Genomic DNA, 23,034 nt, shown 5'->3' with positions numbered 1-23,034 from the left:
GGTGCCCGGCAAACGATCTCGGGAAAACTTGAGGCCATGAGCAGGATCTTCTTTAGCATTGCGCTGTTCTGGGCGTTGGCTGGTGGTGCCATTGCGCAGGATTTTAGCGCGTTGGCGCGTGTCCAGCCTGACCAGAGCCGTATTACGGATGTCGGGCGTACCGGTGTTCGGGTGGACATCGCCCTCAGTCAGGGCGTTCCCTACAGGATTTTCACCTTGCAGGATCCCTACCGTATGGTTCTGGACTTCAACGAAGTGGATTGGGTCGGGCTGACCCGCGAAGATTTCCTGCAATCCGATCGCATCAGCGGCGTGCAGTTCGGCGCATATGTTCCGGGTTGGTCACGTCTGGTGCTGGAACTGGGGGCACCGATGGCAGTGACGAAAGCAGAAATGTCGGTGGCAGAGGATTCGGGGGCTGCATTGTTGTCGCTCGACCTCAAGGGGACGGATTTCGATGCCTTCAACGCCTCGGCAGGTGCGCCGCGAAACCCGGGCTGGGACTTGCCGGAACCGGCGGATGTGCCGCAAGCCGCGGTGCGCAGCGCCGACCGACCCTTGCGTGTCATGCTGGATCCGGGCCACGGAGGCATTGATCCGGGGGCCGAGACTGACGCGATTGATGAAAAAACCCTGATGCTGACTTTCGCACGTGAGCTGCGCGAAATCCTTCTAAGATCAGGCGGGTACGAGGTGGTTTTGACACGGGTCGACGATCAGTTCGTCTCGCTGGAGCGCCGAATTGCGCTGGCGCACCGGGCCGGTGCGGACCTGTTCATTTCGCTGCACGCCGATTCCCTGTCCGAAGGGCGGGCGCATGGTGCGGTGGTTTATACCTTGTCCAACGATGCCTCGGATGTGGCCAGTGCGAAGCTGGCGGAACGGCACGACCGCGGGGATTTGATTTCCGGTATCGATCTGAACGGGGCGGATGGTCAGATCACGGATGTTCTGCTGGACATGGCCCGTCAGGAAACGATGCCACGCACAAGCGCGCTGGCCAAGGCCATTGCAAACGGTCTGGCACAACAAGGTGGGCCGATGAACGGCAAACCCTTGCGTACCGCGTCATTTTCAGTACTCAAGGCGGCGGACATCCCGTCGGTTCTGGTCGAGCTTGGGTTTCTGTCCAGCCCCAGAGACCTGAAGAACCTCAATGATCCTGATTGGCGGGCGAGAATGGCGCTGGGAATTCATCGGGGGCTTGAAGATTGGCGCCAGCAGGATGTGATCCGCAAATCCCTTATTGGCCAGTGACCTTGCGGCGCAAAACGGCTAGAATACGCTCGGTGTTTTGACCCTTGGGCGGCGCATCACTATATAGGCGGCACCGCGAGAAAAAGGCAGTAACGTGATCCGGTTCATTCTTTCGATTTTCGGGGCGATTTTCAGCCTCGTGACATTGGGTATTTTCATGGCCGCGCTGGTGATCGGCGCGGTGTTCTGGATGTATGGGCGCGACCTGCCCAGCCACGAGTCGCTGGCACAGTACAAACCACCCACAATCAGCCGGATCTATTCGGGTGAAGGCAAGCTGATTGATGAATTCGCGCAGGAACGCCGCCTGTTCACCCCGTCCGAGGAAATCCCGGATCTGGTGAAGCAGGCGTTTATTTCGGCGGAAGACAAGAATTTCTACAACCATCAGGGCTATGACCCGCGCGGCATCATTGCCGCCGGTGTCGAGGCGGTGCGGACCAAGGGCGAAACCGTTCGCGGTGCATCGACCATCACGCAGCAGGTCATGAAGAACTTTCTGCTGTCCGGTGACCGCCGGGCCGAGCGTAAGATCAAGGAAATCATACTTGCGACCCGGCTTGAGGATACATTGGACAAGGAACAGATCCTCGAACTTTATATGAACGAGATCTTTCTGGGCCAGAACTCGTACGGTGTGACTGCTGCCGCACAGACCTATTTCAATAAAACCCTGCAGGAATTGGCCCCACATGAGGCCGCCATGCTGGCTGCCATGCCCAAAGCGCCGTCAGATTACCACCCCGTTTGGCAAAAAGAGCGCCTTCTGGCCCGCCGCAATTACGTGTTACGCGAGATGCAGCAGAACGGTTACATCGATCAGGCGACTTATGAGGCCGAGGTCGAGTTGCCTCTGCGCTCGGTCCAGAACGGAGATTTTGAAAGCTTCCGTACGGCCCTGCCGCCCCGCGACTATTTCACCGATGAAATCCGTCGCCAGCTGAGCGAAGATTTTGGTGAGGGCGAGTTCTTTACCGGCGGCTTCACCGTGCGTGCATCGGTGGATGAGGAAATGCAGGTTGAGGCCGCACGGGCCCTGCGCGAGGCGCTTGAGAAATACGACCGCTCCCGTGGCAAATGGCGCGGAACAGGTGACGTGATCCCGGAAGAAAAACTGGCGGATGAGGCGCAATGGCGCGAGGCGCTGGCGGCCATGGAAATTCCGCGCGACGTTATTCTGCCAACCCGTTGGTATCCCGCCGTGGTTCTGGGCGTGACCGACCAGCAACTGACCGTTGGTGTCGAAGAAGGTCCTGCCGATGGGACTATCCCGCGCGCGGACATCAAGTGGATGCAGGGTGATTTTGCGGCCAACTTCAAGCGCGGTGACGTCATTTTTGTCGTTGCGGGTGAAGATGGGCAGTGGTCGGCGCGCCAGGTGCCCGAGGTACAAGGCGGCTTTGTCGCGATGGATGTGAACTCAGGTCGTGTTCTGGCGATGCAGGGCGGGTTCTCGTATCAGGATACAGTGTTCAACCGGGCCACACAGGCACAGCGTCAACCGGGATCGTCCTTCAAGCCCTTTGTCTATGCTGCCGCGCTGGACAGCGGATACAGCCCCGCTACCATCGTTGTCGATGCACCCATCGAAGTGAACACGCCGCAGGGTCTGTGGCGCCCCAAGAACTCCTCCAACAAGTTCTACGGTCCAACCCCTTTGCGTACAGGGATCGAACAGTCGCGGAACCTGATGACCATCCGTCTGGCGCAGGAAGTTACAATGCCCGTCGTTGCCGGCTATGCGGAACGGTTCGGTGTCTATGACCGGATGGGCGCGTTTCTGGCCAACTCGCTGGGGGCCGAGGAAACCACGCTTTACAAGATGGTCGCGGCCTATGCGATGTTTGCAAACGGCGGCCAGCGTGTGGAACCCACTCTGGTCGACCGCATTCAGGACCGGTTCGGGAAAACCATCTATCGCCACGATGACCGCCAATGTCTGGACTGTAACTCGACCTGGCTGGAACCAGATGAATCGCCGACGCTTGTCACGGATCGCGCACAGGTCATGGATGCGATCACCGCCTATCAGCTGACATCGATGATGAAAGGTGTGGTCGACCGCGGGACGGCATCCAGCGTTGTGAATCTGCCCGTGCCAACAGCGGGCAAAACCGGAACCACCAACGACTCGAAGGATGCGTGGTTCATCGGCTTTACGTCGAATATCGTGGCCGGTTGCTACATCGGTTATGATCGACCGCGTGCGATGGGACGTGGGGCCTATGGCGGCACGCTGTGCGGCCCGGTCTTCCAGAGCTTCATGGAAAAAGCGGTCGAGAAATACGGCGGCGGTCCGTTCGAAGTGCCCGAAGGCGGCCATTTCATCAAGATCGACCGCTTCAGCGGGGCCCGTCTGCCCGATGATGCCACCGGTGACTATGTCGTGGCCGAATTCTTCCGTGACGGTGTCGATGGTTTCATCGACCGTGTCTATGATGGTGGTTTTGCCATCGGATCGGACCTGCCATTGTTTGAAGAAGTCCAGCGCGCGGGGGTTCAGGTTCAGACGTCAACGGGCGAGACCGTGACCGTTGGACCGAAAGCTTCCCAAGGGGACCTGAGCACCGGTGGGCTTTACTGACAAGGCGCGTTCCAATTGGCTAAAACTCCGCTGATTCCGCACTCTTTGCTGGGGGCACCCGAACAGTTGCGCATTTCTCCGGGCGTCCTCTCGGGCCAGCATGTTTTTCTCACCGGCATGACCGGAAGCGCGGCGGACGGCTCCATGCCAAGCGATCCGGAAGAACAATTCCGAAACGCCTTTGCAAAGATTGCAGAGGTCTTGAAGGAAGCCAGTCTTGGATTGGATGCAGTGGTCGAGATGACGACCTACCACGTTGAAATGCGAGATCATTTCGACCTGTTCGATCGCGTGCGCCTTGAGGTTCTGACCGCGCCTTACCCGGCCTGGACCGCAGTTGAAGTTGCGGGATTGCGACGGGAAGGGGCGCTGGTGGAAATTCGGGCGATTGCGCATCTTTCTGATTGAAAGCACGATAGCTGTTTCAGCATCCAGCCTGTCTTGTGGTGTCTCGCACCTCTTGCTATCACGCAGGCCTGATTGAGCAAGTTGGGACAAGACCATGCGCGCCGAAACCCAGAACATCGTGGCGGATATCAAAAAGTCGCTGGAGCTGCTGGCGCAGCGTATGGACTATGAAACCGCGCCGCATCGCCTTGAGGAGTTCAACGCGCGCGTCGAAGACCCCAACCTTTGGGATAACCCTGAAAATGCGCAGAAACTGATGCGCGAGCGGCAGTTGCTGGTCGATGCAATCGAAACGTACGAATCCATCAAGACCGACCTCAACGACAATATCGAACTGATCGAGTTGGGCGAGATGGAGGAAGACCAAGAAGTCGTTCAGGATGCCGAAGCGGCGATCAAGACGCTGAAAGCCAGAGCCGCCAAAAAAGAGCTTGAGGCGCTGCTGGACGGTGAGGCCGACAGCAATGATACCTTCCTCGAAATCAACTCGGGCGCGGGGGGAACCGAAAGCTGCGACTGGGCGTCGATGCTGGCGCGCATGTATGTGCGCTGGGCCGAGAAAAAGGGTTACACGGTCGAGCTGCAATCCGAGACACCGGGCGAAGAAGCAGGGATCAAATCCGCAGCCTACAAGATTTCCGGTCACAACGCCTATGGCTGGCTGAAATCGGAAAGCGGCGTGCACCGGCTGGTGCGGATCTCGCCCTATGACTCGGCAGCAAAACGCCATACGTCTTTCAGCTCGGTCTGGGTCTATCCGGTGGTCGACGACAATATCGAGATCGAGGTGAACCCGGCCGATATCCGCATCGACACCTACCGCTCTTCGGGGGCTGGCGGCCAGCACGTGAACACCACCGACTCGGCCGTTCGGATCACACACATCCCGACCGGGATTGTTGTGACCAGCTCGGAAAAGTCGCAGCACCAGAACCGTGATATTGCCATGAAAGCCCTGAAATCGCGCCTGTACCAGCAAGAACTGGATCGCCGCAACGCGGATATCAACGCGGCGCACGAGGCTAAGGGCGATGCGGGCTGGGGCAACCAAATCCGGTCTTACGTGTTGCAGCCCTATCAGATGGTCAAGGACCTGCGAACCAATCACGAAACCTCGGATACCAAAGGGGTTCTGGACGGGGACCTGGACGGATTCATGGCGGCAACCTTGGCCCTGAACGTGTCAGGCAAAAGCCGATCCGAGGCGCAGGGCGACAGCTAAGGTGACACGCCAGCGTTCCTTTCCGGACCTGCTGAAAGGGCACTGGCAGCTAATCCTGATCACCGGTCTGGTCTTTGCGCTCTGGAACACGCCGGTTGTCGTTCCGCTGAAAATTCTGGTCGTCTTTCTGCATGAGCTGTCTCATGCCGTGACAATCCTACTGACTGGCGGCTCGGTCGAGAGTTTCACGATCTCACCCCAGCAAGGAGGGATGGTGATCGGCCGGGGCGGCAGCAGGTTTCTCAGCCTGTCCGCCGGCTATCTCGGCTCGCTTGTGTTTGGTATGGCGCTTTTGATCATCGCCTTGAGGACAAATGCTGACCGGGCTGTTTTGGCTGTTTTCGGCGCGATCATGTGTCTGATCGCACTGCTGTACATACGCGATGCTTTCGCCTTGCTGTTTTGCGCAGGCGTCGGGGCGGCAATGATTGCGACAGCGTGGTTCATGAGCCACGAGGTCAGTGATCTGGTGCTGCGCGTTGTCGGGCTGACCAGCATGATCTACGTGCCGTTTGATATCTTTGATGACACCATCCGACGATCCGGCGCACGCTCGGACGCGTTCCTGTTGGCCGAGGAATTCGGCGGCACCGCGATGCTGTGGGGTGGGGTCTGGCTGGTGTTGAGTGGTGGCGCCATTGCCCTTTGTCTACGGTATTGGTTGGGCCGGGACAGCAACCTGCCATTGCACCGCAGAGCGTTGTGATGCTGTTGTTTGTGAGACAAGAAAAGATACATCTAAACAGTGGGTTTAAATGAGGTGAACCGCTCGCTAGGCTGTTGAAGACCAACAACAGACTGGCGTGTTATGGACCTGACCCGGATATCTGCCACAGAGCTTCTGAACCAACTGGCTACCCGGCAGGTTTCGGCCACAGAAGTCATGCGGGCCACGCTGGATCGCATTGCCAAAGTCAACGGTGACGTGAACGCCATCGTGGCGCTGCGGGACAAGGGCGAGCTGATGGCCGAAGCGCAGACCCGCGACAGCGGTCCTGTCACTGGCCCGCTGCACGGCCTGCCAATTGCGGTCAAGGATTTGGTCAATGTGGCAGGTATTGTCTCGTCGCATGGATCGCCTGTTTTCGGGGATGTCGTCCCTGACAGGGATGATCTGATTGCCGCCAGGATGCGGGCCGCGGGCGCCATCCTGATCGGCAAGACCAATACGCCGGAATTCGGGCTGGGCTCGCACACGTTCAACCCGGTCTATGGTGCAACGCGCAACCCGTATGATGCCAGTTTCACCTGCGGCGGCTCATCCGGTGGGGCGGCAGTGGCTTTGGCGACGGGTATGGTGGCATTGGCCGACGGGTCTGACATGATGGGCAGCCTGCGCAACCCGGCGGCCTGGAACAATGTTTACGGCTTTCGCCCAAGCTGGGGCAGGGTGCCGTCTGATCCGGTCGGCGATAGTTTCCTGCATCAGCTGTCCACATTGGGTCCAATGGCGCGCTGTCCCGAAGATCTTGGCATCCTGCTCGACGTGATCTCGGGGCCTGACCCACGTCTGCCGCTGGCCAGAGACTGTACGCCGGTTTCCCCGGTGGTCGCAGCAGATCTGACCGGGCTGCGCATTGGCTGGCTGGGCGATTGGGACAGGGCCTTTCCAACAGAGGCCGGAATTCTTGAGCTGTGCCGAGATGCGTTGAAGGTGTTCGAAGCGCGGGGCGCGCGTGTTGAACATGTCGCCCCGCCTTTCGATGCCGAACGGTTATGGACCAGTTGGATCACCCTGCGGTCCTGGAGTGTCGCCGCAGGGCTGGAACCTTTGGCTGAACGACGGGACCATCTGAAAGACACAGCCCAGTGGGAGCTGGACCGGGGTCTGACGATGAGTGCCATGGACGTGCATCACGCCAGCGTAATCCGGTCAGAATGGTTCCGGTGCGCGGCGGAACTGTTCGAGCAGTTTGATGCCCTGGTCCTGCCATCCGCACAGGTTTGGCCGTTTGGGATCGAAACACCTTACCCCACCCGGATCGCGGACCGCGCAATGGATACATATCATCGCTGGATGCATGTCACGGTACCGGTCAGCCTGATTGGCTTGCCTTGTCTGGCCGCGCCCGCCGGATTTGGTGTGCAGGGCCTGCCCATGGGCTTTCAACTGTTTGGACCAAAAGGATCGGATCACAAATTACTGTCGGTCGGGGCGGCGTATCACACCGAAACCGACTGGCCCAACAAGAGGCCGGCGATGTCATAACGCCGATCAGGGAGGAGACTAAATGGAAAAGCCATTTGGCGTTCCGGACATGCGTCCGGTAGATACTGCCATGCTGCGCGCCGCGTTGCGGCGCGCCTGGGCCGACTTTCGGCGCGCGCCGCAGTTTGGGTTGATCTTTGCCGGGTTCTACGTGCTTGCGGGATGGGCGATGGCATGGGTCACCATCCAGACTGGTACAACCTTCTGGCTGGTTCTGGCAGCTATCGGCTTTCCGCTGATCGGCCCGTTTGCCGCTGTTGGCCTTTACGAGGTGTCGCACCGGCTGGAACAGGGCGAACCGCTGGATCTTGGCGCAATCTTTGGTGTCGTGCTGCAACAAAGCCGTCGGCAATTGCCGTCGATCTGCGCCATCATCGTCGTGGTGTTTCTGTTCTGGTTTTTCCTGGGGCACATGATCTTTGCCCTGTTCCTTGGGCTGGCCACGATGACTAACGTGTCATCCTCGCTTGAGGTCTTTCTGACGGCGAATGGCCTGACAATGCTGGCTGTGGGCACGGTGGTTGGGGCGGTATTCGCAACCGTTCTCTATATGATCACCGTATTGTCGATCCCACTGCTGCTGGATCGCGAACTGGATTTTGTCACGGCAATGATTGCAAGTTTTACCTATGTGTCCGGGAATTTTCCGGTGATGCTTGCCTGGGGGGTAATCATCGCTGTTCTGACGTTCCTGGCCATGGTGCCCTGGTTTCTGGGCCTTTTGGTGGTTCTGCCACTGTTAGGCCACGCCAGTTGGCACCTGTATAGGCAAATCACCCAAGTCGAAGGGGAGGGCACATCGTCCTGAGAAAACCGCTCAGGGATACTGTGCCGGATTGTTGGTCGACAAGCGCGCAGCGGCGAAAATCGCCGTTGCATCGTGCCCGAGATATTTCAGAACCACGGGCTCCGGTGCCTCAGGGGCGGCTGGGCTTATGACCGTACCGCGCCACTGAACCGCTGTTCCCGTGCGATCGGGTGAAATCATATAAACGCGGCTGTTCTGACCCGCTCGCTGAGAGGTCAGCATATAGACGGAACTGCCGGTGCAGGCGACGATCCCTTGTATTTCGCGCGCCTGCGGCGTTGCTTCGGGCATCGCGGCGCGCGAGACATATCCGCGTATCAATGTGCATTGGGCCAGTGGTCGGGCGTGCAGCAAGGTCATGCGGTGCGAGGCCGAGACGCTTTCGATCACGGCATAAAACCCCGGAGAAAACGCAGTTCTGGCGATCATGTCCACACCTGATCCCAGAAACTCGGTCAAGGCCGCCGCTGCGGGGTGGTCCTCGATCTTTTCAATTTCGTCCAGGGGCTTCAGGAGGATGCGCGCATCCACGTCGAAAAACCGGCAGATGCGATCCAGAACATCCGGCCGTGGAACACTTTCGCCCGAAAGATACCTGTTGAACTGCGTCCGATTCACGCCAAGCTTGCGGCACAGTGCCGAGACCGACCGATACCTTCGTGCCAGTTGCCGCAGATTCGCGCCAAACATCGCGCGAAGTTCAGCCGGGCTGCGAATGTCGTCGGTCATGGATGCCCACGCCTTGCTAAGTTTCCTGAAAAACCATCGCAGCACTGGAACCAAGCCCCGGCGCGCATTGAAAAATCGTACAGATTGACCCCAAGCAACGTATCCCCACGTCGCGTTGCGCGTTGAGGCTAATGCCATAAAGCGCAATGGCAATAGGCTTTATCTGAAAATGCCTAATCTTTATCCGGAAAAGCTTACCCTATGGCAAATTTAGCGCATAGAAGGACGTGTGGGTTGATTTTGCAAATGCCCACCAACCCAAAGATGTGCTCCCGCCTTGGATGCAGGAAAAGCCCCAAGGCGGGTATATTGTTCAGTCGCCGCGCAGCAGGGCCGCCACGCCGGTGCGGGCGATTTCCATCAGGCCCAACGGGCGCATCAGGTCAGCAAAAGCGTCGATCTTGTCCGGCGCGCCGGTGATCTCGAAGATGAAAGAGTTCAGGGTGCTGTCGACCACATTGGCACGGAAGATGTCAGCCAGGCGCAGCGCCTCGACGCGTTTGTCGCCTTCACCCACGACCTTGATGATGGCCAGTTCGCGTTCAACCGAAGGGCCTTCGACCGTCAGGTCATGCACGTCATGGACAGTCACGATCCGCCCCAGCTGCGCCTTGATCTGTTCGATCACCTGCGGTGTGCCGGTGGTGACAATGGTGATGCGGCTCAGGTGTCCTGTGTGATCCACCTCGGCCACGGTCAGGCTTTCGATGTTGTAACCCCGCCCCGAGAACAGGCCGATCACACGGGCCAGGACACCGGGTTCGTTCTCGACCAGCACGGCAATGGTGTGGCGTTCCTGCACGTCCGAAAAAGTAGGCCGTAGGTTATAGGCCGAATGGCGGTTGGAGCCTTTTTTGATATGTAGGGCAGACATTTATGTCCCTTTCATCATCCTGTGTTTGCCGGGTGCAATGGTCGCCCGGCGGTAATCCTCGGACGGTATCAGACCAGAACCGAACCTTTGCTGTCGATCACGCCCTGCGTTTCGGCCTCGCCCAGCAGCATCTCGTTATGTGCCTTGCCCGACGGGATCATGGGGAAGCAATTCTCGTGCTTTTCGACCAGACAGTCGAAGATGACCGGGCCGTCGTAGTTGATCATCTCCATGATCGCATCGTCCAGATCGGCGGGGTCCGAGCAGATGATGCCCTTGGCCCCGAAGGCCTCTGCGAGTTTGACGAAATCGGGCAGGGCTTCGGACCAGCTATGCGAATACCGCTCGCCATGCAGCAGTTCCTGCCACTGGCGGACCATGCCGAGGCGTTCGTTGTTCAGGATGAACTGCTTGACCGGCAGGCGGTATTGAACGGCCGTGCCCATTTCCTGCATGTTCATCAGCCAAGAGGCTTCACCGGCGACGTTGATTACCAGCGCGTCAGGATGTGCCATCTGCACACCGATCGAAGCCGGGAAGCCGTAGCCCATCGTGCCCAACCCGCCCGATGTCATCCAGCGGTTGGGATCTTCGAACCCAAGATATTGTGCCGCCCACATCTGATGCTGCCCAACCTCGGTCGTGATATAGCGATCATGCTTTTTCGTGAGCTCTTCAAGACGTTGCAGCGCGTATTGCGGTTTGATCGACTTTTCGCTGTTGGTGTAGGACAGACAGTTGATCTTGCGCCACTCAGAGATCTGCGCCTGCCATTTCTTGACGGCTGCCGCATCGGTCTTGCGCCCGCGTGACTTCCACACCTTCAGAATGTCTTCCAGTACATGCGCCACGTCGCCGACAATCGGGATGTCCACACGGATGACCTTGTTGATCGAAGACGGATCAATATCGATATGGGCTTTCTTCGACTTTGGAGAGAACGCGTCGATGCGCCCGGTGATCCGGTCGTCGAACCGTGCGCCGATGTTGATCATCAGGTCACAGCCATGCATCGCAAGGTTCGCCTCGTAGAGGCCATGCATCCCCAGCATCCCCAACCAGTTTTCGCCCGACGCCGGATAGGCACCCAGACCCATCAGGGTTGAGGTGATCGGGAAGCCCGTGGAATCCACCAACTCGCGCAGCAACTGGCTGGCTGCGGGGCCAGAGTTGATGACACCACCACCCGTGTAGAAAACCGGCTTCTTGGCTTTTTCAATGGCTGCAACAAGTTCGTTGATTTCCTCCAGATCGCCTTTCAGCACTGGCTGGTAATGCGAGGTCGAAGGTTTGGGACTGTTGTATTCACCCGTGGCAAACTGCACATCCTTGGGAATGTCGATCAGAACCGGGCCGGGACGGCCCGACTTGGCCACATGGAAGGCCTCGTGCAGCGTCTCGGCCAGCGAATTCGTGTCCTTTACCAGCCAGTTGTGTTTGGTGCAGGGGCGGGTGATGCCAACGGTGTCGGCCTCCTGAAAGGCATCCGATCCGATCATGAAGGTCGGGACCTGCCCGGTCAGAACCACAATCGGAATCGAATCCAGCAACGCATCAGTCAGGCCGGTAACGGCGTTTGTGGCACCGGGACCAGAGGTTACAAGCGCAACACCCGGCTTACCGGTCGACCGCGCATAGCCTTCGGCGGCGTGGATCGCACCCTGTTCGTGACGCACCAGAATGTGGCGAATGTCGTTTTGCAGAAAGATCTCGTCATAGATCGGTAGGACGGCGCCACCGGGGTATCCGAATACCGTGTCCACGCCCTGATCCTTGAGGGCCTGAACCACCATCTTTGCGCCGGTCATCTCACGTGTCATCTGCTTTGCTCCGTTCGCGACATGTGTCTTGCGTTTGACAAAAAAAAGCCCCCGAATTTTCGGAGGCGCATGGGTTCGATTATGGTTTACCGTTACCGGCCCATGCGCGTGGTTCCTACGATTACGACTAGCGTTCTCATCGCCAGAGGCTCCTTTTTGCTTGGAGTGGACATTATGGTCGGGGGGGAGGAGCGTCAACAGACAAATCCACCAATTTTCTATCCCAATGGCGGTATTTTGCGAAATTTTGTTGCGCAGATTGCCGCATGCCGGGAATTTCCGGGAAAAGGGAAGTCGTTTTTCTGAGGGCGGGACAGGTATGAAGGTCTGAATGCGTCAGGCCGATGTCTGAAATTGGCATGATCCGGTGTTTTGTCTGGTTCACGCTGATCTTGTGGTCGCAAACGAGGGAGGCGGAGCATGTTACAGGACCTGGTAGATCTGGGACGATATCCGATCGATCGCCCGGATTCGCCAGCTTACAGGCGATTGATCGAGGATCTGCGGCGCGAGTTGGAACAGGACGGATGTGCGGTTCTACCGGGTTTCGCACATGCACAGGGGATCGAGCTTTTGGTGCAAGAGGCCGACGAGGTGGCGCCCAATGCACACCGGTCTTTCAATCGTACAAATGCCTATTTCACCAAAGACGACCCACGGTTCGACGCCGCCCATCCGATCAGACGGTTCTATGACCGTTCGAACGCGTTTGTTCCTGCCGACAATTTTGCGCATTCCGGTCCTTTGCGCAGGATTTACGAGTTTAGCGGATTTCTTCCCTTCATTCGGGATGCGCTGGATGAGCCTGAGGGCCGCTTCTTTCGTTACGACGACCCACTGGCAGACGTGATCATCAATGTCGTGGAAGAGGGGCAGGGCTTTCCCTGGCATTTCGACACCAACAACTACACCGTGACACTGGCGATCCAGAATGGCGAGCAGGGCGGTGCATTCGAATACGCGCCCAATCTGCGCTCAGTCGAGGATGAGAATTTCGATCAGGTCGCTTCGGTTCTGGATGGAAACACGGCGCGTGTTCATCGGCTGGAATTGCGACCTGGGGATTTGCAGATATTCAAAGGCCGCTATTCTCTGCACAGGGTCGCACCGGTCAAGGGCACGCGGCGGCGGTATGTGGGTATCTTTTCATTTGTCGAGGCCGAAGGCATGTGCGGCGGGATCGAACGTACGCAGCAGCTTTATGGACGCGTGTTGCCGCATCATTATGAGCGTGCGGGTTTGCGAAAGGATCAGTTGCTGGATTGAAGGGGCACTACCGGAGGTGAACGCTCCCGCCCGCCGTCAACGCGCCTGTGGCGCGTCTTCTCTGGTTGGGCCGGGCAGCGCTGCGCGCTGCGGTTGCGCAAGGATCAGAAACCGACCCCGGTGCCTTGCAGCATGCCATGTTCCAGCGCGTAGCGGGTCAGCCCGGCAGTCGAGGAAATTCCCAGTTTGCGCTTGATGTTCTTGCGATGCGTTTCAACCGTGCGCACCGAGATATCCAGCTTTTGCGCAACCTCTTTGTTTGATTTGCCCTGCGCCAGTTCCAGCAGAATTGTTTGCTCGCGCCCTGTCAGCGCCTCGCGTGCGTTGTCACCTTTGGGTTTCAGGGATCCACTTGCACCGGTGCACAGATACTGCTCACCCCGCATGACCGCATCGATGGCCTGCTTGATCTCTTCGGTTGGGACATCTTTGAGAACATAGCCTTTTGCGCCGTGGCTGAGCGCGGTCGAAATGTATTCGGGGCTGTCATGCATCGACAGGATCAGGATGCGCGTACCGGGGAGGCGTTCCAGAATGATTTCCGTGGCGCTGAGTCCGCCGAGGCCAGGCATGTTCAGGTCCATCAGGATGACATCCGGGGCGAGGCCAACCGCCTGATCCACCGCGGCCTGACCGCTGCCGAGTGTTCCAACCACTTCGATATCGTCGTAGCTTTCAAGGATCGACTGAATGCCCTCGGCCACCATGGGATGATCGTCGACAATAAGAACTCGGATGTTTTTGGCGCTCATGTACCGGCCTTTCGGTTCGGAGTTGCGTCTTCCTGCGGTGGCAACAGGTGGCTCAGCGGCAGACTGGCCTCGATCACCGTTCCGCCGCGCGGTCCGCGTGATGACAGAATACGCAGCGATCCGTCAAGTTGTTCAATTCGCTCCTGCATGTTACGCAGGCCGATGCCGGTGGTCGGGGTCCCGGATTCTGCGCGCAACCCACGGCCATTGTCTGTGATCCGCATGGTTGCGCCTTTCTTGTGGCCACGCAGGTCAATCGTAACATAAGAGGCATCCGCGTGGCGTTCGATATTTGTCAGCGCCTCTTGTGCGATGCGATAAAGCGCGATCTTGCTGTCCTGATCCAGCCGGTTTCGGAAAACGACGGTGGAAAATTCGGTCTCGATCCCGGTTCGTTCGCGAAAATCGTCGGTCAGAGCCTTCAGCGCAGGTCCAAGGCCAAGGTCGTCCAGCACGCCGGGGCGCAGGTCGCGGCTGATGCGGCGGACCTCGGTGATGGCGGTGCGAAGATGGTCGATGCCTTTGTCCAGCGGATCGCGCGCACCCGCATCATCGCCGCGCAACAGACGGCGGCGCGCATTGTCCAGCGCATAGCGTACACCCACAAGGATCTGGCTGATGCCATCATGCAGTTCGCGGGCAACCCGGCCGCGTTCCTCTTCCTGCGCGTCGAAGACACGTTGCGTCAGTTCCTTCAGCTTGGCATCCGCCAACCGTCGCTCGCGAATGTTCAGCAACATGCCCGAGGCAAAGACAATCAGAACGGCGGCAACAACAATGGCGCCGATATACATGAAGGTGCGTTGCACGCGGGCCTCGACCTCGGCTCTTGCGTTGGCGACCGTGGCGACAATGTCGTCAATGAAGACCCCGGTACCCACGACCCAGCGCCAGTCCTGCAACCCGACGACATAGGCGATCATTTGCGCCTCATCCCCGGTCGAGGGTTTTTCCCACATGAAGCTGTGCCACCCGGCCCCCTGACGGGCGAGGCGAATGAACTCATCAACGATAGGCGTTCCATCGCTGTCGGTCAGACCTTCCCAGTTGCGGTTGATGAATTGTGTCTGACGGGGGCTGACCAGATTGTTGCCATCATAATCGTAAACGAAAAAGAACCCGTCCTGCCCATAGATCATTGCCGAGAGTATCTGCGAGACAAGGTTCTTTGACACCTCGTCATCCGGTTCAGCGCGGCCATAGATATAGGCAAACCCATTTCGCGCCTGCGTCACGTAGTTGCGAAGTTCTTCTTTCTTGGCCTCGATCAGGCTGCGCTCCAGGGCTTCGATCTCGCGCTCGGCGGTCGCACGCGCCTCATAGGCTACAAGCACAGCGATTGCGGCCACGGCCACAACCAGCGGGATTGCGGCCACCAGCGACAGTTTCTGCGCATAGGTAAGCGAGACCAGATGTCGAAGTCTTTGCATGGACGAATCGATACGCAAGCGGCGTCAAAAATGCAAAAAGATTGGCGTTGGTCTGTGAAATTTTGGTGTTTGGGCCGTTTTTGTTGGAGTTTTCGTTCGGAAATTTCACCGCATCCCCAAAAGAAATCGATTCTCTACGCAGTAGTAGGTATTCCCTTTCGCTTCGCTCACATTAGGCTGACGCGCACTGAATGCGACAGGTCCGGTTCTGCCGGATCGTGACTATGAAGGGGAGGAACACTCATATGGATCGTCGTTCATTTCTGAAAAAATCCGCGCTGGGCGGTTCGGCAGCTGCAGCAACCGCTCTGGCGGCTCCGGCCTATGCACAGGGACAGCGCACACTGACCATGGTGACCTCGTGGGGTCGTGGTCTGGCTGGCGTGTTTGACAGCGCACAGCGTTGTGCCGACAGCATCAACGCCATGTCGGATGGCAGCCTGAATGTTGAAATCAAAGCGGCAGGCGAACTGGTTGGCGCGTTCGAGGTGTTTGACGCGGTGTCGTCCGGTCAGGCCGACATGTATCACGCCGCTGACTATTACTTTGTGGGTCAGCACCCAGGTTACGCCTTCTTTACGGCTGTGCCTTTCGGCATGACCGCACAGGAACTGGTGAACTGGTACTATCATGACGGCGGTATGGAGCTGCATGATGAGCTGGGCGAAATCTTTGGCCTGAAGTCCTTCCTGGCCGGTAACACCGGTGCGCAGGCGGGCGGCTGGTTCTCGAAAGAAATCAACAGCCCTGAAGACTTCAATGGTCTGAAGTTCCGTATGCCCGGTCTGGGCGGTAAAGCACTGGGCAAACTGGGCGCGTCCGTTCAGAACATCCCCGGTTCTGAAGTGTATCAGGCGCTGTCGTCCGGCGCGATTGACGGAACCGAGTGGATCGGACCCTGGGCCGATGAAAAAGCGGGCTTCCAGGAAATCACCAAGACCTACTACACCGCGGGCTTCCACGAGCCGGGCGCAGGTCTGTCGCTGGCAACCAACCGCGACGTGTTCAATGAACTGACACCGGCCCAGCAGAAGATCATCGAGATTGCTGCCGCAGAAGCACACCAGTGGAACCTGGCGCAATTCCTGGCCAACAACGGTGCAGCGCTGCAGCGCCTGCAGGCCGGTGGCGTCAAGGTCCTGGAATTCCCTGACAGTGTCTGGGATGCGTTCGGCAAGGCCAGCCAGGAAGTTCTGGACGAGAACATGGGCGATGAGCTGTTCAAGAAGATCCACGACAGCGCAATGCCGTCGATGGCGGCTTCGTCGGCATGGAACAACCTGTCGTCGGGTGTCTACACCGCACAGCGTGACCGTGTTCGCGGCTAATCCTTCCTGATCAAAGGAAAAACGGTTTCCCCGCACCTTGCGGGGAAACCTTTCCCGTTGCGTGAAAGGACTTGGGCAAGCCACAATAGGCCTGCGCGCAACTGAGACGACCTGGGGACAACATGCAGGACGAAAACGGTATCTCGTTCTTCGGCGCCCTGTGGAATGGACTGGTCTGGTTCATTCAGAACATTGCCGAAGCCTTCTATAATTTCGGATATGCGATCACGCATCCGCAGCTCTGGCTGGACTGGTCTGACAAGGCGTCGATCATGCGCTTTGTGTATTACGGCGGTTCGGTCGAGTTCTTCTTTGTGGTGTTCACCTTCTTTTTGGTTCTGACAGCCGTCGGGTTGTATTACCGGAACTTCATGTGGGCCATCGTGCGCGGCCTTGAAGGTTTTGCAAACACCACCGGGCGGTTCTTTGCCTGGGCGGGGCTGCTGATGGTGATTCAGCAAATTGTCATCGTATTCATGCAACGGGTCTTTACCCGTCCTGATATGTCCTTCGGTCTGGGCATACCGTTCCAGATGGATATCAGCTGGTTCGCGGAAGAGCTGAAACTGTATAACGCCATGGTCGTCTGCCTGTGCTGTACCTACACATTTGTGCAGGGCGGGCATGTGCGCGTTGATCTGATCTATGCCGGTATCAGCCACCGCGCCAAGCGTGTGGTCGATATGTGCGGCGCGTTGCTGTTCATGATGCCAATGGCGGTGCTGACCTGGATGTACGGCTGGTTCTTCCTGTGGCGTCACTTGATCGTGCCGAACCCTTCCGCCAGTGATGCGTTGGACCGTCTGGTTGCCAAATCCCGCGCCCTGCGTTGGAACGTGGAAACCATCGGGTTCAGCCCCAACGGGTTCAATGCTTACTTCCTGTTCAAGATCCTTTTGGTGGCGTTTGCAGCCATGGTGTTCCTGCACGCCATCGCGTTTTTGTACCGGTCGTATCTGGAATACGTGGAAGGACCGGACAGCGTTGGAAAATACCTCGACAAGGACAGCCTTGGTGAGGGCGAAGAAGCCTATGAAGGCGCGCATTAAGGGCGGAGAAAAAGACAATGCTATTCGGACTTGATGGCGTCGAGATAGGCCTCATTATCGTATTCTTTTGCCTTTTCGGGGGCATTCTTTCCGGCTTTCCGGTGGCTTTTGCCATCGGCGGGGCAGGGATTATATCCTTTGGCATCATCGCCGCGCTGGACAGTGCGGGGTTGCTGATCCACCAGGCGATTGACGTTGGATCGCAAAGTTATCGGGACCTTGTGAATTCCGGAATCAAGCCGGACACCATATCGGTGTTCCGATACCCGGATTTGCCAAGGCTCGCCGAACCGGTTTTTGCCTCGGGCTGGGAGACCGCGCTGGACCGGAACGTGTCGTTCATCGTGAACCGTATGAACGAGCGCGTGCTGGCCGGGCAATCCATCGAGACCCTTCTGGCCGTGCTCATGTTCGTTCTGATGGGCATCACGCTGGAACGTTCAAAGATTGCCAACGATCTGCTGACGACGATGGCACGTGTTTTTGGCCCGCTTCCGGGTGGTCTGGCCGTGTCGATCGTGGTTGTGGGGGCGTTCCTTGCGGCTTCAACCGGTATCGTTGGCGCGACCGTTGTGACGATGGGCCTGCTGGCGCTTCCAACCATGTTGCGCAACAACTATTCGCCGGAACTGGCGACCGGTGTGATCGCGGCATCGGGCACCTTGGGGCAAATCATTCCACCGTCGATCGTGATCGTCCTGCTGGGCACATTGGCAGGGGATCTGTATTCGACAGCGCAGGAAACCCGAGCTGTTGAAGCCGGTTGTACCGACGCGCTGACCTATCTGGGTGAGCCTGCGGTTGTCTCGGTCGGGACATTGTTCCAGGCGGCATTGCTGCCGGGGATCATGCTGGCGCTGCTCTACGCGCTCTACGCCTTTGGCTATGCGCTGCTGAACCCGCACAAGGCGCCTGCTGTGGCTGTGTCCGGTGGTTCCGGGGAACCCATTACGCGGTCAGAAGGCCTGACATGGTTGCTGGGTGCACCGGTTGCCCTGATCGTCGGCGCGGTCCTTCTGGGCAATGTTGGTGTGATCGGAAGCCAGAATATCTCGGTCTCGGCCTTCTCGGATATTGGCGAGGGTGCGTCGCTGCGGACCAACGTGTCGGCAGAGTGCAAGGCGTCGATGATCGATCTGCACGGGCAAGTTGCCTGGGATCAGGCTGTCGCCGAGCAGGAGGCTATTGATGCCGCTGGCGGCACAACCGAAGCGCATCGCCTGACAGAAGAGGAACTGGCCGCCGAACAGCAAAAAAGGATTGCCGACGCGGCGCCGATTGGCACCGGAGTGGCGGTTACCCTTGTTCTGCTGGGGCTGACCCTGGTTCTGGGCCGTGGTATCGCACCGTCGCGGTCACCGCAGCCGCTGATCCTTGGCGCGATCGGGCTGTTGCTGATGGCATTGGTTGATATCCTGATGATATCGCCGACCACATCCTCTGGCGTGACTTTCGTGTTGCTCGCCCTGCCGTTCGCGCTCGCCATGTATGGCTGCAAAGAGGCTGCGGCGCGCTGTGCCACAAACGATCTGATCCGCGTGGTCTTCCCGCCGCTTGTTCTTATCATCGCGGTGCTGGGCTCGATCCTGGGAGGTGTCACCAATCCGACACCGGCGGCTGCGCTGGGCGCGGGTGGCGCGATCATGCTGGCGGCCTACCGCAAGCTGCAGGATCAGGGTCGTTCGGGCAAAGTGGTCATCTGGTCGACTTTCGCCGTTGTCATTGCATTGCTGATGGGGGTCAACTTTGACCTGCGTATCAATCAAGGCAATGTGACGGTGGAAAGCTGGATCGCCTTCATCATTGCTTATGCGGCCTACCTGTACGCCCTGTTCGGTCTGCTTTACGGGTGCTGGGTGCTGTATTCCAGCGGTGTATTGACCCCGGTGGTGCGCGAGACGGCCAAGGTGACCTCGATGGTATTCACCATCCTGATCGGATCGCAGTTGCTGAACCTCGTGGTGATTTCATTCGGAGGGGAGCATTATATCCAGCAATTCCTGAAGAGCTTTGACAACGAGTTCACGGTTTTCCTGATCGTGATGCTGGTGCTGTTCATTCTGGGGTTCGTGCTGGATTTCCTCGAGATCATCTACATCGTGATCCCCATCGTGGGCCCTGTGATCTATGGCGGCTCGTTCGATCCGAAATGGGTCACGATTATGGTGGCGGTGAACCTTCAGACGTCGTTCCTGACGCCACCTTTCGGGTTTGCGTTGTTCTACCTTCGGGGGGTTGCGCCGAAGGAGGTCACTACGGGTCATATTTATCGCGGGATCGTTCCGTTTGTTCTGATCCAGGTGATGGGGATCGCGATCTTGTGGTTCTTCCCGACGATTGTCACGATCGTTCCGGACCTGATGCCAAACTGATCCGATCCGGAAGAGAATATTGCAAATGGGGCCGATTGGCCCCCTTTTCTGTTTTTTTAGGGCAAGGGGCCAGCCCCTTCTTGGCCTGCGGCCAATTCATCCCCGGGATATTTATGGCCAGATGAAGATGCGGATCAGGTGAACTGGATCAGGTCCCAGCGATTGCCGAAGGGATCACGCCAGACAGCGACGACGCCATAGGATTCGTGGCGTGGTTCTTCTTCGAAGTGAACATCCCTGGCGCGCATGTTCGCATGGTCGCGATAGAAATCATCGGTTTGCAGGAAGAACCCAACGCGCCCGCCGGTCTGGTTGCCTATGGCGGGGGTTTGTTCAGGTCCGTCAGCCTTTGCCAGAAGAAGGCAGCCGCTGTCCGAACCGGGAGGCGCGACCAGAACCCAGCGCTTGCCATTGCCGAGGTCGATGTCCTTGATAAGTTGGAAGCTGAGCGTCTTTGTATAAAACAAGATGGCGTCGTCGTAATCCGGCACCACAAGGGTGACGGCATGCAGGCTTTGTTTCATCGCGCGGTCAGCCTTTGGTCGGGTGCCGGTCAGGGAGCTGGATATTGGCGACCTGTTCGGCGATTGGCGGCGCCGACAAGGGGTGATGCGATGTGCCGGTATAGGTATCCGGATCGCTGATTTTTTGCCAGCCCCCCTGAATATAGGCCTCGAGCCCTGAAAACTTGGCTTTGTAGCCCATCTTGGGGCTGCCGGGGACCCAGTACCCCAGATAGATATAGGGCAGGCCCGCCTCACGTGCGATGTCGATATGGTCGAGGATCATGTAGGTGCCGAGTGAGTTTTGCGGCTGTTCCGGGTCGTAGAAGGAATAGACCATACTTAGACCGTCATCGAGCACATCGGTCAGGCTGACGGCGATCAACTCGCCCGTTTCAGGATCGGCATATTCCACAACGCGGCTGCGGATCGGTGTTTCCTCGATCATCGCGGCGAATTCGAAAACATCCATGTCAGCCATGCCGCCATCGGCGTGACGGGTATCAAGATAGCGGCGGAACAGCTCGTATTGCTCATCCGTGGCCCATGGCGAGGTTGCGCGGCGTTCCAGGTATCCATTCCGCCTTGCTGCGCGCTTCTGGCTTTTGGTCGGCCGGAAGGCTGAAACATCGATCCGGGCCGACAGGCAGGCTGCGCAATCCGTACACGAAGGACGGTAGAGTACATTCTGAGACCGGCGAAATCCTTGTTGAGACAGGGAGTTGTTCAGCTGTTCAGCCCCTTCGCCTTGCAGGGCGGTGAACAGTTTACGTTCCATCCTGCCGCCAAGATAAGGGCAGGGCTGCGGTGCCGTGACATAGAATTGTGGCGCAATTGGCAGCGTATGTCGCATGAAATCCCCATCCAACCTCGGGAGGGATGATAGCAACCGTTCCCGAGACCGCCAAGTGTTTCACGCAACCTTGCGTCAGGCCCGTTGGTTGATCATCACGGTGCCCAGAAAACTGTCGGTCAGACCCTGGCCACGGGCGCTGGTCATCATCATGATGACCGAGATGATCTGGACCACGGGAAAGGCCATGCTGACAAAATAGCCGGCAGTGTGGGCAAGCGCCTTGCCCAGGTCCATTCGTTCTCCGAACGCGTCACGCAGCTCGATCCCCATAAAGCGCATACCCAGCGTGGCTGAGCCGTTGGCGATGGTCACCACCCGGTAGACGAAACTGACAACGGCGTAGATCAGGGCCAGGAAAAACAGACCCAGAAACGCAGTAAAGAGGATTGCCACCGTGCAAAGCAGCGAAATGAAGGCGATATCGAACAGCCAGGCGACGAAGCGTTTGGTTGTCACGGAACGATAGAAATCGGGTTGGGTGTCCGGGTTGGGCAGATGGTTCATTCGATAGGTCCGAAAAACTGGGGTAGGGGCACCCTGTCCCGAAACACCGGGGCAGGGCAAGGTCAATCAGGCGGGCTCGCCCTTGCCGTCTTCGTCATGGTTCTCGCGGGCGCGTTCATCCATGAATTGGTCGAATTCGGCCTTGTCCTTGGCGTCACGCAGGCGGCGCAGGAAGGCTTCGAAATCCTGTTGTTCGCGTTCCAGGCGGGCCAGTGTATCTGCTTTGTAGGCGTCAAAGGCGCTGTTGCCCGAGGGCTTCATTGCACTCATGTGGCTGTGCCAGGATTTGCGGCGGTTGCAGGACTTGCTGAACATGCGTTTGCTCCAGATCATATAGGCCAGCAGGGCAAGGCCAACGGGCCAGAAGAAGATGAAACCAAGAACCATGGCGGCGATCCAGGCCCCTTTGCCTTTGTCATCCAGCCAGGCTTCGGTTCGATAAAGCCATCCCGGATTCGCGGGGACGGCGGGGTCGGACAATGCGGTCATTTGAGCTCTCCAGGGTTGATGTAAACTCTATTCACATTGCATAGATGGGGTATCGTTTGGTTGGGGGCAAGGGGTAATGTGAAAAAGATTTACATTAAGCAATCCGGTTGACGTTTCAGGATCTGGCTCGCAGGGTCTGGGTATGGATATGACGGACAACAAAGCTGCCCCTGCACTAAAGGACATTCTTGAACTGGAAACGCAGGTCTGGGTGGCGCTGGTTGAAGGCGATGCAAGCGCCGATCGCGCCTTGCTGAGCGCGGATTTTCTGGGCGTTTATCCCACGGGTTTTGCCAATCGGGACGATCACGTCGGGCAATTTGCAGATGCGCCGACGATGGCCGAGTTTGATCTGAGTGATGCCCGGTTACGCATTCTGACCCCGGATATCGTCTTGTTGTCCTACCGCGCCGACTACCTGCGCCCGGGCGCAGATCGGCGCGAGGCAATGCTGATTTCATCTTTGTGGGAAAGAAGAAACGACGTTTGGGTCAACAGCTTCAGTCAGGATACGCCGGTTCAGGTAACCTGATCAGAATGCCCCATTGACGATTACGCGCCGCAATGCGCAGGG

22 protein-coding genes are annotated in these 23,034 nt (G+C 58.1%); 13 read left to right on the top strand and 9 right to left on the bottom strand.

All coding sequences use genetic code 11. The features are described from left to right. The first annotated feature begins 36 nt into the window (after positions 1-36). The 7 genes from ACR0LL_RS06210 to ACR0LL_RS06180 all read left to right on the top strand — a co-directional run bounded on the left by ACR0LL_RS06210 (position 37) and on the right by ACR0LL_RS06180 (position 8,488). On the top strand, positions 37-1,257 hold the full coding sequence (locus tag ACR0LL_RS06210) for an N-acetylmuramoyl-L-alanine amidase (RefSeq protein WP_480584795.1): 1,221 nt from the start codon (positions 37-39) through the stop codon (positions 1,255-1,257). Between the two features lie 94 nt (positions 1,258-1,351). Further along, positions 1,352-3,841, top strand: coding sequence for a penicillin-binding protein 1A (locus ACR0LL_RS06205; RefSeq protein WP_480584793.1), 2,490 nt, complete (start codon positions 1,352-1,354; stop codon positions 3,839-3,841). 15 nt (positions 3,842-3,856) lie between these two features. Then, positions 3,857-4,249 carry a RidA family protein gene (locus ACR0LL_RS06200; protein ID WP_480584790.1) on the top strand — a complete coding sequence of 131 codons (393 nt, stop codon included), beginning with the start codon at positions 3,857-3,859 and terminating at the stop codon, positions 4,247-4,249. A 94-nt stretch (positions 4,250-4,343) separates the two neighbouring features. Further along, positions 4,344-5,471, top strand: a complete 1,128-nt coding sequence (prfB, locus tag ACR0LL_RS06195) for a peptide chain release factor 2 (RefSeq protein WP_480584788.1) — start codon at positions 4,344-4,346, stop codon at positions 5,469-5,471. 1 nt (position 5,472) lies between these two features. Then, entirely contained in the window at positions 5,473-6,177 is a 705-nt protein-coding gene (locus ACR0LL_RS06190; RefSeq protein ID WP_480584785.1) for a M50 family metallopeptidase, read from the top strand. 102 nt (positions 6,178-6,279) lie between these two features. Continuing rightward, positions 6,280-7,680 carry an amidase gene (locus ACR0LL_RS06185; RefSeq protein ID WP_480584783.1) on the top strand — a complete coding sequence of 467 codons (1,401 nt, stop codon included), beginning with the start codon at positions 6,280-6,282 and terminating at the stop codon, positions 7,678-7,680. A gap of 22 nt (positions 7,681-7,702) precedes the next feature. Further along, positions 7,703-8,488, top strand: coding sequence for a DUF2189 domain-containing protein (locus ACR0LL_RS06180; protein ID WP_480584780.1), 786 nt, complete (start codon positions 7,703-7,705; stop codon positions 8,486-8,488). Positions 8,489-8,497: 9 nt separating this feature from the next. Here the strand turns inward: ACR0LL_RS06180 and ACR0LL_RS06175 are convergent, their stop codons facing one another. From ACR0LL_RS06175 to ACR0LL_RS06165, 3 genes are all read right to left on the bottom strand, one after another. Continuing rightward, on the bottom strand, positions 8,498-9,217 hold the full coding sequence (locus ACR0LL_RS06175; RefSeq protein ID WP_480584777.1) for a helix-turn-helix domain-containing protein: 720 nt from the start codon (positions 9,215-9,217) through the stop codon (positions 8,498-8,500). Positions 9,218-9,530: 313 nt separating this feature from the next. Next, positions 9,531-10,091, bottom strand: coding sequence for an acetolactate synthase small subunit (gene ilvN, locus ACR0LL_RS06170; RefSeq protein ID WP_209503637.1), 561 nt, complete (start codon positions 10,089-10,091; stop codon positions 9,531-9,533). Positions 10,092-10,159: 68 nt separating this feature from the next. After that, entirely contained in the window at positions 10,160-11,911 is a 1,752-nt protein-coding gene (locus tag ACR0LL_RS06165; protein WP_480584774.1) for an acetolactate synthase 3 large subunit, read from the bottom strand. Between the two features lie 69 nt (positions 11,912-11,980). Between ACR0LL_RS06165 and ACR0LL_RS06160 the strand changes: the two genes are divergently transcribed. Together ACR0LL_RS06160 and ACR0LL_RS06155 are read left to right on the top strand one after the other, a co-directional pair. Beyond that, a complete protein-coding gene (locus ACR0LL_RS06160) occupies positions 11,981-12,217 on the top strand; it encodes a hypothetical protein (RefSeq protein ID WP_480584771.1) in 237 nt (78 codons plus the stop codon). Positions 12,218-12,331: 114 nt separating this feature from the next. Continuing rightward, on the top strand, positions 12,332-13,177 hold the full coding sequence (locus tag ACR0LL_RS06155) for a HalD/BesD family halogenase (RefSeq protein WP_480584769.1): 846 nt from the start codon (positions 12,332-12,334) through the stop codon (positions 13,175-13,177). Positions 13,178-13,281: 104 nt separating this feature from the next. On the opposite strand, the gene ACR0LL_RS06150 is transcribed toward ACR0LL_RS06155, so the two are convergent. Both ACR0LL_RS06150 and ACR0LL_RS06145 read right to left on the bottom strand, forming a co-directional pair. After that, positions 13,282-13,929: a response regulator transcription factor gene (locus tag ACR0LL_RS06150; RefSeq protein ID WP_480473305.1), complete on the bottom strand. Its 648-nt coding sequence runs from the start codon at positions 13,927-13,929 to the stop codon at positions 13,282-13,284. Further along, a complete protein-coding gene (locus ACR0LL_RS06145) occupies positions 13,926-15,359 on the bottom strand; it encodes a cache domain-containing protein (RefSeq protein WP_209503642.1) in 1,434 nt (477 codons plus the stop codon). The genes ACR0LL_RS06150 and ACR0LL_RS06145 overlap by 4 nt, the downstream gene beginning before the upstream one ends. Positions 15,360-15,604: 245 nt before the next feature. Here ACR0LL_RS06145 and ACR0LL_RS06140 point away from each other — a divergent pair, with 245 nt between their 5' ends. From ACR0LL_RS06140 to ACR0LL_RS06130, 3 genes are all read left to right on the top strand, one after another. Beyond that, positions 15,605-16,687, top strand: a complete 1,083-nt coding sequence (locus ACR0LL_RS06140) for a TRAP transporter substrate-binding protein (protein ID WP_267363846.1) — start codon at positions 15,605-15,607, stop codon at positions 16,685-16,687. A 122-nt stretch (positions 16,688-16,809) separates the two neighbouring features. Continuing rightward, positions 16,810-17,736, top strand: a complete 927-nt coding sequence (locus tag ACR0LL_RS06135) for a TRAP transporter small permease subunit (protein ID WP_267363848.1) — start codon at positions 16,810-16,812, stop codon at positions 17,734-17,736. Between the two features lie 17 nt (positions 17,737-17,753). Further along, positions 17,754-20,108, top strand: coding sequence for a TRAP transporter large permease (locus ACR0LL_RS06130; RefSeq protein ID WP_267363849.1), 2,355 nt, complete (start codon positions 17,754-17,756; stop codon positions 20,106-20,108). A 134-nt stretch (positions 20,109-20,242) separates the two neighbouring features. On the opposite strand, the gene ACR0LL_RS06125 is transcribed toward ACR0LL_RS06130, so the two are convergent. The 4 genes from ACR0LL_RS06125 to ACR0LL_RS06110 form a co-directional block, all read right to left on the bottom strand. Continuing rightward, a complete protein-coding gene (locus ACR0LL_RS06125) occupies positions 20,243-20,632 on the bottom strand; it encodes a VOC family protein (RefSeq protein WP_480584765.1) in 390 nt (129 codons plus the stop codon). Positions 20,633-20,639: 7 nt separating this feature from the next. Then, on the bottom strand, positions 20,640-21,464 hold the full coding sequence (locus tag ACR0LL_RS06120) for an arginyltransferase (RefSeq protein ID WP_480584763.1): 825 nt from the start codon (positions 21,462-21,464) through the stop codon (positions 20,640-20,642). A 75-nt stretch (positions 21,465-21,539) separates the two neighbouring features. Next, positions 21,540-21,971, bottom strand: coding sequence for an RDD family protein (locus ACR0LL_RS06115; RefSeq protein ID WP_209596678.1), 432 nt, complete (start codon positions 21,969-21,971; stop codon positions 21,540-21,542). Between the two features lie 66 nt (positions 21,972-22,037). Beyond that, positions 22,038-22,460: a DUF2852 domain-containing protein gene (locus ACR0LL_RS06110; RefSeq protein WP_209503649.1), complete on the bottom strand. Its 423-nt coding sequence runs from the start codon at positions 22,458-22,460 to the stop codon at positions 22,038-22,040. Between the two features lie 148 nt (positions 22,461-22,608). Between ACR0LL_RS06110 and ACR0LL_RS06105 the strand changes: the two genes are divergently transcribed. Beyond that, a complete protein-coding gene (locus ACR0LL_RS06105) occupies positions 22,609-22,992 on the top strand; it encodes a nuclear transport factor 2 family protein (RefSeq protein WP_324169977.1) in 384 nt (127 codons plus the stop codon). The last annotated feature ends 42 nt before the right edge of the window (positions 22,993-23,034 follow it).

This window comes from Ruegeria sp. AI2, from assembly GCF_056541275.1.
This window is presented reverse-complemented; position numbering and strand designations above follow the sequence as displayed.